10 protein-coding genes are annotated in these 11,170 nt (G+C 67.0%); 5 read left to right on the forward strand and 5 right to left on the reverse strand.

Annotation, left to right across the window (positions count from 1 at the left end; translation table 11 throughout):
• From ACEQXV_RS09060 to ACEQXV_RS09075, 4 genes are all read right to left on the reverse strand, one after another.
• Nucleotides 1–523 (reverse strand): dihydroxy-acid dehydratase (locus ACEQXV_RS09060; RefSeq protein WP_370268861.1); only part of this gene is annotated, 523 nt, incomplete at its 3' end.
• 251 nt (nucleotides 524–774) lie between these two features.
• Nucleotides 775–1,737 (reverse strand): N-acetyl-D-Glu racemase DgcA, encoded by a 963-nt coding sequence (dgcA, locus tag ACEQXV_RS09065; RefSeq protein WP_370268863.1) that lies wholly within the window; start codon nucleotides 1,735–1,737, stop codon nucleotides 775–777.
• Nucleotides 1,737–2,738 (reverse strand): N-acetyltransferase DgcN, encoded by a 1,002-nt coding sequence (gene dgcN / locus ACEQXV_RS09070; RefSeq protein WP_370268864.1) that lies wholly within the window; start codon nucleotides 2,736–2,738, stop codon nucleotides 1,737–1,739. The genes dgcA and dgcN overlap by 1 nt, the downstream gene beginning before the upstream one ends.
• A gap of 96 nt (nucleotides 2,739–2,834) precedes the next feature.
• Nucleotides 2,835–3,191, reverse strand: a complete 357-nt coding sequence (locus ACEQXV_RS09075; protein ID WP_370251158.1) for a hypothetical protein — start codon at nucleotides 3,189–3,191, stop codon at nucleotides 2,835–2,837.
• Nucleotides 3,192–3,414: 223 nt separating this feature from the next.
• Here ACEQXV_RS09075 and ACEQXV_RS09080 point away from each other — a divergent pair, with 223 nt between their 5' ends.
• The 5 genes from ACEQXV_RS09080 (at nucleotide 3,415) to ACEQXV_RS09100 (ending at nucleotide 8,266) form a co-directional block, all read left to right on the forward strand.
• The gene (locus tag ACEQXV_RS09080) at nucleotides 3,415–3,978 is read left to right on the forward strand and encodes a CGNR zinc finger domain-containing protein (protein WP_370251159.1); all 564 of its coding nucleotides are present in this window, start codon (nucleotides 3,415–3,417) and stop codon (nucleotides 3,976–3,978) included.
• 186 nt (nucleotides 3,979–4,164) lie between these two features.
• Complete coding sequence (locus tag ACEQXV_RS09085) at nucleotides 4,165–5,154, forward strand: glutathione S-transferase family protein (protein ID WP_370268865.1); 990 nt, start codon at nucleotides 4,165–4,167, stop codon at nucleotides 5,152–5,154.
• Nucleotides 5,155–5,193: 39 nt separating this feature from the next.
• Nucleotides 5,194–6,144 (forward strand): threonine-phosphate decarboxylase CobD, encoded by a 951-nt coding sequence (gene cobD / locus ACEQXV_RS09090; RefSeq protein ID WP_370268867.1) that lies wholly within the window; start codon nucleotides 5,194–5,196, stop codon nucleotides 6,142–6,144.
• Nucleotides 6,141–7,049: an adenosylcobinamide-phosphate synthase CbiB gene (gene cbiB / locus ACEQXV_RS09095; RefSeq protein ID WP_370268869.1), complete on the forward strand. Its 909-nt coding sequence runs from the start codon at nucleotides 6,141–6,143 to the stop codon at nucleotides 7,047–7,049. Before cobD ends, cbiB begins: the two co-directional genes overlap by 4 nt.
• Before the next feature lie 44 nt (nucleotides 7,050–7,093).
• A complete protein-coding gene (locus ACEQXV_RS09100) occupies nucleotides 7,094–8,266 on the forward strand; it encodes a lytic murein transglycosylase (RefSeq protein ID WP_370251163.1) in 1,173 nt (390 codons plus the stop codon).
• Between the two features lie 126 nt (nucleotides 8,267–8,392).
• Here the strand turns inward: ACEQXV_RS09100 and ACEQXV_RS09105 are convergent.
• On the reverse strand, nucleotides 8,393–11,170 hold a 2,778-nt coding region (locus tag ACEQXV_RS09105), incomplete at its 5' end, for a chromosome segregation protein SMC (protein WP_370268870.1).

Raw genomic sequence — 11,170 nt, forward strand, 5'->3', positions numbered from 1 at the left:
CGTTCGCGGCAGCAACCATCGCGTCCACAAGGTCGATCTTGGTCATCTCCAGATCGGCAATGTCGATCTTGCCCGCCTCCATCGGCCCGCCCGAGACGAAGATCGCGGGGATATTAAGCCGCATGGCGGCCATCAGCATGCCGGGGGTGATCTTGTCGCAGTTGGAGATACAGACCATCGCATCGGCGCAATGGGCGTTGACCATGTATTCGACGCTATCCGCGATGACCTCCCGGCTCGGGAGGGAATAGAGCATCCCGTCATGGCCCATGGCGATGCCGTCATCGACCGCGATGGTGTTGAATTCCTTGGCAACACCGCCCGCCGCCTCGACCTCTCGCGCAACCATCTGGCCGAGGTCCTTGAGGTGCACATGCCCCGGCACGAACTGGGTGAAGCTGTTGACGATGGCGATGATGGGCTTGTCCCAATCACCATCGGTCATCCCGGTGGCGCGCCAAAGGCCACGGGCGCCGGCCATGTTGCGGCCATGGGTGGTCGTGCGGGAACGGTATCTGGGCATGTCTGTCCTCCTGTCGAGCGGGATTTGCTTAGCGCAAAGATGGGGGGAGGGCCATATGGGGAAAGGGGAAAAGGGCTCGTATATGTTGCCGCGCCATCGACAACGCGGGAGGGAGTGAACCCGCCCTTGATCGGCCCGCTTTAGCCTCGCCGAACCCGGACGACTTCAACCGGCACACCAGCGTCACCCAAATCGCCTCCGCGCGGGGCGGCACGGCGGGCTGACGCCCGTGATTCCGCGCCGCGCAGTGCTCAGCCCCACAGCTCCGCACTGGCCGGATGCACCCCCGCCGCGTCATAGACCAGCGGTGCGGCGCGGTCTTCGGCCAGCAGGAGCGGCCCGTCGAGGTCCACCACCTCGGCCCCTTGCGCCACCAGAATGGCGGGGGCCATGGCGAGCGACGATCCCACCATGCAGCCAACCATGACCTGATAACCTTCGGCGCGGGCGGCGTCGCGGAGGGCAAGCGCTTCTGTCAACCCGCCGGTCTTGTCCAGCTTGATGTTGACCATGTCGTATTTGCCCTTGAGGCCCGGCAGGCTGGCGCGGTCGTGGCAGCTTTCATCGGCGCAGACGGGTAGTGGCCGCTCGATCTCGGCCAGCATATCGTCGGAGCCAGCAGGCAGCGGCTGTTCCACCATCTGCACGCCGAGGCGCAGCAGGTGCGGGGCGAGTGCGGCATAGACCTCTGCCGTCCAGCCCTCGTTCGCGTCGACGATGATGGGGGATTTCGGCGCGCCTTCCCGCACCGCCTCCAGCCGCGCCATGTCGTCGGGCGTGCCGAGCTTGATCTTCAAGAGCGGCCGATGCGCGTGTTTCGCGGCCTCGGCCCGCATATTCTCGGGCGTATCGAGCGACAGCGTGTAGGCGGTGATCAGCGGACGCGGCGCAGGCAGCCCCGCCAGTTGCCACACCGGCGCGCCGGTCTGCTTGGCGGCCAGATCCCACAGGGCGCAGTCCACGGCATTGCGGGCGGCGCCAGCAGGCAGGGCATCCTGCAGATCCTGCCGGGAAATGCCTTCGGGCAACCCCTTGATCTCAGCGGTCACACTGTCGAGCGTCTCGCCGTAGCGGGCATAGGGCACGCATTCCCCCTGCCCAACCACGCCATCTGCGAAGGCGCGCACGGTCAGGACATGGGCCTCGGTCCGGCTGCCGCGGGCGATGGTGAAGACCTGCGCCAGCCGGAAGGTATCGGCGGTGACAGACAGCATCAGATCGCGTCGAGCGCGTCGACCAGGCGGCCTGCACCCTGGCGGAACGGATCGACGGCGGGCAGGCCCATCCGCTTCTCGGTCGCTTCGAGGTAGGACAGCGCCTCGTCCTCACCCATGCCAGAGGTGTTCACGGAAATGCCGACAACCTGGCAAGCGGGGTTCGCCACCTTCGCAAGCGGCAGCGCCATGTCGCGCAGGGCCTCCAGCGAGGGCAGGTCATAGCCCGGCAGGCCGCGCATATGGGCACGGGTCGGCTCATGCGCCAGGATCAGCGCGTCAGGCTGGCCACCGTGGATCAGCGCCATGGTCACGCCGGAATAAGACACGTGGAAGAGGCTCCCCTGCCCTTCGATGTGGTCCCAGTGATCCTCGTCATTATCCGGGGTCAGCCATTCGACCGAACCCGCCATGAAATCGGCGATCACGGCATCAAGCGGCACGCCGTTTCCGGTGATCAGGATCCCGGTCTGACCGGTGGCGCGGAAGCTCGACTTCATGCCACGCTTCTTCATCTCGGCGTCAACCGCCAGCGAGGTATACATCTTGCCGACGGAACAGTCGGTGCCCACGGCGAGGCAGCGCTTGCCGGACCGCTTCACGCCATTGGCGATCGGGTATTTCACGTCCGGCACGCGCACGTCATGCAGCTTGCGCCCGGTCGCCTCGGCCACGGCCACGAGATCCGCTTCGTCGCGCAGCAGGTTGTGCAGGCCGGAGGCAAGGTCGAAGCCTTCTTCCAGCGCCATAACCAGAACCTTCTTCCATTCCTGGCTGATCACGCCGCCCCGGTTGGCAACACCCACCACCAGCGTCTTGGCCCCGGCCTCTTTCGCGGCAGTCAGGTCCATATCGGGCAGCTTCACATCGGCGCCGCAGCCGTCCATGCGGAACTGGCCGATGGCGTTGTCGGGGCGCCAGTCGCGGATGCCCTGGGCCACCTTCGCGGCGAGCTGGTCAGGCGCATCGCCGAGAAACAACAGGTACGGGGTCTGGATCATGGGGTGGACCTCTGATGAAAGGGAAAAACGGCGCACCGCGAGCGGTGCTTTGGCATCAGGCTAGCCCGGAAAATGCTGCCGGTGCAAAGGCCAAATTCAGGGTTTCGACCAGTCCAGTAGCGCGATCGGCGCGTCCTGTTCCTGATAGAAGTCACGCGGTGCATGATCGGAAGCAGGCGTATTGCGCTTGAATTCATAGCGCATCATGTCGCCGTGCATTTCCGAGGCCACGATCAGCGCCTGGTAAAGATGCCTGGGGCCCTCGTAGATATCGACCAGCCCACGCAGATGCGGCGCGTGCTCGGCATCGAGCGCGAAGCCTTCCTCGGCAAATTGCAGGATCGGGTATACATCGTCGCCCACATGCACAGAGCGGCGGCTGCGCTTGCGCTCGGCTTTCTTCTGGGCGGCCTTGAGGCCTTCCAGAACTTCTTTTGGCAGATACCCGGTCATGGTCCCGATTCCATGCGTTCAGCTGTGGATAAACTTGGCGCTGCAAAGGATTCGGACAAGGACGCGTAGCCGCTGCAACGCAGCACGTCGCATATCGGCCACAGTGGCCAAAGACCGCTTACCGGTCACCGCCCGATATGGGCGTCCCTTTACTTGCCCCCGGGGCTGCGGCAGCATAAGCCCAACGAAACCAGAACAAGCTTTTCGAGGCGGTAGCAGTTCCATGTCGAATGCGACCACACGGTCAGAGCCCGGATCGGGCCATCCTTTCCTGTCCTTCCTGAATACCGTTTCCGATGACGGCAAGTCCCGGCAGGCGAACAGTTTTGAAACCGCCCCCGGGCTGGTCGACATCCTGACGGCAGAGGGCTTCCTTGCCCCGTCGGACCCCCTGTCCCAGTCCCAGATGCTCAGCCTTCTGACGCTGCGGGAAACTGCCTATGCGGCCCTGTCGGCCATCGCGGCGGGCCGGTCCCCTGGTCGCGAGGATGCCCTGTTCCTGACCGATGCGATCAAGGCGGTCTACGCTGAGGCAGAACTGGTGATCGGGCCGGAAGGGCTGCGTGTCGGCGCAAGCCCGCTTGGGCGGTTGCACGAACAACTCGTTCTGTCGCTGGACGATCTTCTGCGATCCGATCTCTTTGGCCGCCTGCGCGAATGCAAGCGGTGCTCTCACCTGTTCATTGACAAGGGGCGCGGGGTCGGGCGGCGCTGGTGTTCCATGTCGCGCTGCGGCAACCGGGCCAAGGCCGAAAGCTTCCGCGCGCGGCAGCGCAAGGCAGCCTGATCGCGTCAGTTTCGCCGCGCCATGGCGCGTCGACCGGGCGCGCGACCCGCCGGGTCGCGTCAATTTCCGCTCACGGAAATTCCCCCCTGTCTGTGCAGTGAAGCAGAGACGGCCTGCGCGGCTGAGGGTAGCCGCGGCGGCAGGTGCCGCTATCTTCTGGCTCAACGATCGCAAGGAGAATTGCCAATGGGCATGCTGGTGGACGGACAATGGGTGGACAAGTGGTACGACACCAAGGCCACCGGCGGCGCGTTCAAGCGTAGCGAGGCGCAGTTCCGAAACTGGGTCACGGCGGATGGCTCTGCCGGGCCAAGCGGCGAGGGCGGCTTCAAGGCCGAAAGCGGGCGCTATCACCTCTATGTCAGCCATGCCTGCCCCTGGGCGAATCGCACGCTGATCTATCGCAACCTCAAGGGGCTGACCGATCATATCGACATCTCCGTCGTGCATCCCGACATGCTGTCCGATGGCTGGACCTTCTCCACCGATTTTCCGGGCGCAACGGGGGACCGGCTGTTCGGCTCGGAGTTCGCGCGCGACATCTACCTGCGGGCCAGGCCCGACATGACCGGGCGCGTGACGGTGCCGATCCTGTGGGACAAGCAGCGCAACACCATCGTGTCGAACGAAAGCTCGGAGATCATCCGCATGTTCAACACGGCGTTCAACGACATCACCGGCGATCGGCAGGACTTCTACCCCGCCCCGCTGCGCGACCGGATCGACGCCCTGAATGCGCGCATCTACGATGACGTGAACAACGGGGTCTACAAGGCCGGGTTCGCGACCACTCAGCAAGCCTATGACCGCGCCGTCCATGAGCTCTTCGATGCGCTGGACTGGATCGAGGATATCCTGGCGCGCAGCCGCTACCTGACCGGCGACCGGGTGACCGAGGCCGACTGGCGGCTGTTTCCCACCATCGCCCGGTTCGACGCCGTGTATCACCTGCACTTCAAGTGCAACCGGGCCCGGATCGTGGACTATCCCAACCTGTGGGGCTGGGCGCGTGAGCTCTATCAATGGCCCGGCATCCGTGACGTGGTGCAGTTCGACCATTTCGTGCGGCACTACCATTACAGCCACGAAACCATCAATCCGCACCGTATCATCCCGATCAATCCAGTGATCGACTGGGACGCCCCCCATGGGCGAGAGGCATTGCGGGCGGCCTGAAAATCGGGTTGAACCGTTCCCGGTGAACAGGGGACGGCAATGACCGGGACAGACGGCAAGCGCGATCATGGCGGCGGAATCGATGGCGCGGTGGCCCGTTTCGGCGGGACGCGCGGCGATTGGATCGACCTGTCGACAGGCATCAACCCGCTGCCCTATCCCCTGCCCGACTTCCCCCCCGATGCCTGGACGGCCCTGCCCGACCAGGGGGCTTTCGAGGCGCTGAGTGACGCGGCCCGCGCCTTCTGGCGCGTGCCCGGGGGGGCGGCCCTTTTGGCCGCACCCGGCGCCTCGGCCCTGATCGCGCGGATCCCGGCGCTGTTGCCGGCGGGCACGGTCGAGATCCCCGCGCCGACTTACAACGAGCACCGGGCCGCCTTCCGCGCCCATGGCTGGCAAGAGGGGAATGGCGATGCGCTGGTCGTGGTGCACCCCAACAATCCCGATGGCCGGGTCTGGACCGAGGCCGAGCTTGCCAGCGACCGTCGCCTGACGGTGATCGACGAGAGCTTCGGGGATGTGCTGCCGGAGTCGAGCCTCGTTCACCTGGCCGAGCGGCCTGGGGTCGTCGTTCTTAAAAGCTTTGGGAAGTTCTGGGGGCTGGCGGGTCTGAGGCTCGGCTTTGCCATCGCCCATCCCGAGACCATCGATCGATTGGCCGAGATGATCGGCCCCTGGGCTGTCTCTGGCCCGGGGATCGCGACCGGGACGGTCGCGCTCCGCGATCTGGGGTGGGCAGAAGAAACGCGCGCCCGGCTGGCCCGCGACGCAGAGCGGCTCGACGCGGTGATGACCCGCGCCGGGGCGGCCATTGCGGGCGGCACGACGCTCTTTCGCCTCTACGACGTGGGCGAGGCCGCCAGGTGGCAGGAGCGGCTCGCGCGCCATCACATCTGGACCCGCATCTTCCCCTATTCCGACCGCTGGATCCGGCTCGGCCTGCCAGGACCCGAGGCGCATTGGGCCCGGCTGGAAGAGGCGCTGGCATGAGCGCGGGGCTGCTTCTGGGCGCGATGGCGCTCGATGCCGTGATGGGCGAGCCGCGATGGCTCTGGTCTCGGGTGCCGCATCCGGCCGTTCTGATGGGGCGGCTGATCGGCTTGGCCGACATCCGCTTCAACACCGGGCCGCGCTGGCACAATGGCGTTCTGGTCGTCCTGGGGCTGGTCGCAGGCGCGGCGCTGCTAGGGGTGGTGATCGAAGCCCTGCCGCTTGGCTGGCTCTGGTCGTTGATCGGGGGCGCGATCCTGCTGGCCCAGAAAAGCCTTGTGCAACATGTGCAGGCAGTGGCCGATGGCCTGCGCTACGGCGTGGGCGAGGGTCGGCGGGCGGTCGCCATGATCGTCGGGCGTGACACGCGCGCTATGGATGAACCTGCAATCGCGCGGGCGGCCATCGAAAGCGCGGCCGAGAACTTCTCGGACGGGGTGATTGCCCCGGCCTTCTGGTTCCTGGTGGGCGGGCTGCCCGGCATCCTTGTCTACAAGATCGTGAACACCGCCGATTCCATGATCGGCTACCGCACGCCCCGGCACGAGGAATTCGGTTGGGCGGCGGCGCGGCTCGACGATGTCCTGAACTGGGTTCCGGCGCGGATCACCGCTTGCCTGATCGCGCTGGCCTTCTGGTCTGGGCGCGCAGTCGATGTCGTGCGGCAGGACGCGGGGCTGCACCGCTCGCCCAATGCGGGCTGGCCCGAGGCGGCCATGGCAGGCGTGCTGGACGTGGCCCTGTCCGGACCGCGCAGCTACCACGGGCAATCCCGCGATTTTCCCTGGGTGAATGGCAGCGGAGAACGTCAGATCGGCGTGGCCGAGATCGAGCGCGCCATTTCCGTGCTGTGGCGGGTCTGGGCCGTGGTCGCGGCCTGCACGCTGGTTCTTGCCCTGTTCTGAACGCCTGCTAGTCTCTGTCGAAAGACAGCAACAGGATTTTCCAGATGCGATTGATTTCAGCGACCCTTCTTTCCCTGGCCCTCTCGACCGCTGCCCATGCGCAGCAATGCGGGGGCAGTTTTTCCGGCTTCGTCGACGGGCTGCGCCAGGAAGCCATGCAGCGCGGCCACAGCGCGCAAAGCGTCAACGCTTTCTTCAACGGCGTGAGCCAAGACCAGGCCACCCTTCAGGCTGACCGCCGCCAGGGCATCTTCACCCGGCCCTTCGTCGATTTCTCGCGCCGGTTGATCAGCCAGAACCGCATGGATCACGGCCGCATCAACGCAGAACGTTACCGCAGCGTCTTTGACCGGATGGAACGCGAATTCGGCGTGAGCCGGGGCGTGCTGCTGGCCTTCTGGGCCTTCGAGACCGATTTCGGGGCCTTCCAGGGCGACTACAACACGGTGAACTCTCTGGTCACGCTGGCCCATGACTGCCGCAGGCCGGAGCTGTTCCGCCCGCAGGTTTTCGCCGCGCTTGACCTGTTCGAGTCGGGCGACCTCGACCCGCGCCGCACGACCGGGGCCTGGGCGGGCGAGATCGGGATGGTGCAGATGCTGCCTGAAGACATCCGCGACCGGGGCATCGACGGTGATGGCGACGGGCATGTGGACCTTCAGGGTTCTGCCCCAGATGCGCTTCTGTCCGGGGCCAACATGCTGCGCAGCCTGGGCTGGCGGGCAAACGAACCCTGGCTGGTGGAAGTGACGATGCCATCGGATTTCGACTGGTCGCAGACGGGGCTTGGCACCACGCGGCGGGTGTCGCAATGGCAGCAGATGGGGGTGCAGGGGCGCAACGGGACCCTGCCCGACACCAACCTGCAAGCCTCGGTCCTGCTGCCGCAGGGGCGCAACGGGCCCGCCTTCATGGCCTACCCGAACTACTCGGTTCTCTTCGAGTGGAACCAGAGCTTCGTCTACGTGACCACGGCCGCCTATTTCGCCACGCGGCTGGAAGGCGCGCCGGTCTACAACGCAGGCAACCCCGACCCGGGGCTGGACCAGACCCAGATGCGGCAATTGCAGCAGCGGCTGACCGAGATGGGCTATGACGTGGGCGGAATCGACGGCATCCTGGGCGCGCGCACCCGCGACGCGGTGCAGGAGGTGCAGGGTCAGCTTGGGCTGCCGGCCGATGCCTGGCCGACACTGGAGCTTCTGCGCAGGCTCTGACCCGGTTTCGCCGCCTTCGGCGTCGACCCGCGCGATCCAGACGGATCGCGGGTGGGGGCTCTGCCCCCGCCGCCTGCGGCGGCGCCCCCGGAGTATTTGAGCCAAGAAGAAAGAGGCCGCTGAGGCTCAGGCAACCAGCTGTTCAGCCTTCTTGAGATCGACGCTGACCAGCTGGCTGACGCCCTGCTCGGCCATGGTCACCCCGAACAGGCGGTCCATCCGGCTCATCGTCACCGCGTGGTGGGTGATGATCAGGAAGCGGGTGTCGGTCTGGCGGGTCATCTCGTCCAGCAGGTCGCAGAAGCGGGTGACATTGGCGTCATCGAGCGGCGCATCGACCTCGTCGAGCACGCAGATCGGGGCCGGGTTGGCCAGGAAGACCGCGAATATCAGCGCCAGCGCCGTCAGGGTCTGTTCGCCCCCGGACAGGAGCGACAGGGTCGAGAGCTTCTTGCCCGGCGGCTGGCACAGGATTTCCAGCCCGGCCTCCAGCGGGTCGTCGCTTTCGACCAGCACCAGCTTGGCCTCGCCCCCGCCGAAGAGATGGGTGAAGAGCATGCCGAAATTGCGGTTCACCTCGTCGAAGGCGGCCAGCAGCCGCTCACGCCCTTCGCGGTTGAGGCTGACAATTCCACCCCGAAGCTTGCGGATGGCTTCTTCGAGATCTTCCTTTTCGGCTGCCAGGGTGTCGCGTTCCTCGGTCACTTCGCGGGCGTCTTCCTCGGCGCGCAGGTTGACCGCTCCGAGCGCGTCACGCTGGCGGCGCAGGCGCAGCACATCGGCCTCGATATGCTCGACCGAGGGCATCCGTTCGGGATCGGCATCAAGCTGTTCGAGGAGCTTGGCTGGACCGACCTCCATATCTTCCTCGATCCTCTCGGCGGCGGCTTCCAGCACCTCGGCGGCACTGTCGCGGCGGGCCTCGGCGCGGGCGCGGGCCTCGCGCGCGTTGGAGGCTTCGCGTTCCGCGTCACGTTCGGCCTGAACCGCCTCGCGCAGACGGGTTTCCCCGACCGCCAGCGCATCGGCTGCGGCCTTGCGGCGGGTCTCGGCAGTGTCGATCGTGTCGGCCAGCTTTTCCTTGCGGGCAACGATCTGGGCCGGGGCCTTGCGGGCGGCTTCCAGTTCCACCTCGGCGAAGCTCTTGCGGTTCTGAAGCTCCGAGATCCGGGTCGCGGCATTATCGAGCCGCTTCTGCCAGGAGGACACTTCCTGGGAAATCCGGGTCAGGCGGCTGTCGCGCGCTTCGCCCGCGCGCTTCAGTTCCTCATGCGCGCCGCGCGTGGCCATCAAGGCCGAGCGGGCGGTTTCGGTGGCACCACGCGCCTCTTCGACGCGGGCACGGGCGGCGTCGAGGTCTTCCAGTTCCGACTTTGCCCGCGCGGCATCGGCCAGCGCCTCGCGCGCAGACTCCGCTTCCTCGGCGTGGCGAGTGGCGGATTGGCGCAGGGTTTCCAGGCGGCCTTCGAGGATATTGCGGTCTGCCTCGGTGCGGGAAAAGGCCCGGCTGGCATCGGCCAGTTGCTGATCCGCTGCGCGGCGCGCGGCGCGGGCCTGCTTGTCGGCTTCGGTCAGGGCGGCCAGCCGGTCGGCATTGGCCTTGTGCGTCGTCCGGGTGCGGTCCACGGCAAGGGCAAGCCGTTCCAGTTCGTCCGACATGTCGTTGAGCTTGTTGGCCTGCTCCAGCCTCCGCGTGGCGGAAGAGGAACTATCGGCGGCGGCCTGCGCGAACCCGTCCCAACGCCACAGGTCGCCGGACCGCGTGACCAGCCGCTGCCCCGGCAGAAGCTGCGGTTGCAGGCGCGGGCCTTCCCCGTTTTGCAACACGCCCACCTGGCGCAGGCGACGGGCCAGCACCGGCGGCGCATCCACGTATTCGGCCAGCGACACGATCCCCGCGGGCAGGGGCTGCGGCGTGTCGTATTGCGGCAGGGTTGTCCAGCCGGTGCCATCCTCGGCCTCGGGAGCCTTGAGGTCGTCGGCCAGGGCAGCGCCAACGGCGGCCTCGAACCCGGGGGCCACGCGCACGCGATCGAGCAGCTGGTTGCGCCCGCCGCGCTCGCGTTCCAGCAGGCGGGCCAGCGCGCGCACCTCCGCGTCGAGCGTGTTCCACTCGCCTTCCGCCTCGGCCAGGACGCTGCGCGCCTCGGCCTCGCGGGCCTGCGCCTCGGACCGGGCGGCTTCTGCCTCGGTCAGGGTTTCCTCGGCCCTTGCGGCCAGGTCCGTGGCGCGGGCAAGCTCGGCCTCCGCCTCGTCATGTTCGCGCGCCAGGGTGGTCAGGCGCTCTTCGGCCTCGGCGGCATCGGTGCTGGCCTTCTCGGCTTCGCGCGTGTGGCGCTCCGAGGCGCGGGCGGCATCGTCCAGCAAGCGCTGTGCCGACTGGTGCCGGGCGGCCAGCCGGGCGGCCTCTTCCGTCAGGTCGGAATGCACGGTTTCCTGCTCGGCGAGGGCCTGCGTGGCGGCATCGACCGCCTCCAGCGCGGCGCGCAGGCTGTCCTCGTGCCCGTCACCTGCCTCGCGCAGCGCCTCGGCCTCGCGTTCCAGCGCTTCGATCGTGTTGCCGGCATCGGCGTTCAGCGCGTCTTCGCGGGCAAGGTCCTTGGCCAGTTGGGCAATCCGGCCGGCGAGGGTTTCAATCGCCCTCTGGGCGCGCGCTTCCTCGTCGTTCAGGGCATCGCGTTCAACGGTGACACGCTGCAAAAGGGCCGAGGCGATGGCTTCTTCCTCGCGCAGGGGCGGAACTGCCTCTTCGGCAGCTTCGCGCGCCTTGCTTGCCTCGCGGGCGGTGGTTTCCGCGCGGGCGGCCATGGTCACCGCGTCGCGCAGGGCGTTTTCCGCCTCGGCCCGGGCATCGTCGGCCTCTTTCCAGCGCCGATAGAGCAACATCCCCTCGGCGTGGCGCAG

The sequence above is a fragment of the Nioella sp. genome (assembly GCF_964229645.1).
Classification (GTDB): Bacteria; Pseudomonadota; Alphaproteobacteria; order Rhodobacterales; family Rhodobacteraceae; genus Nioella.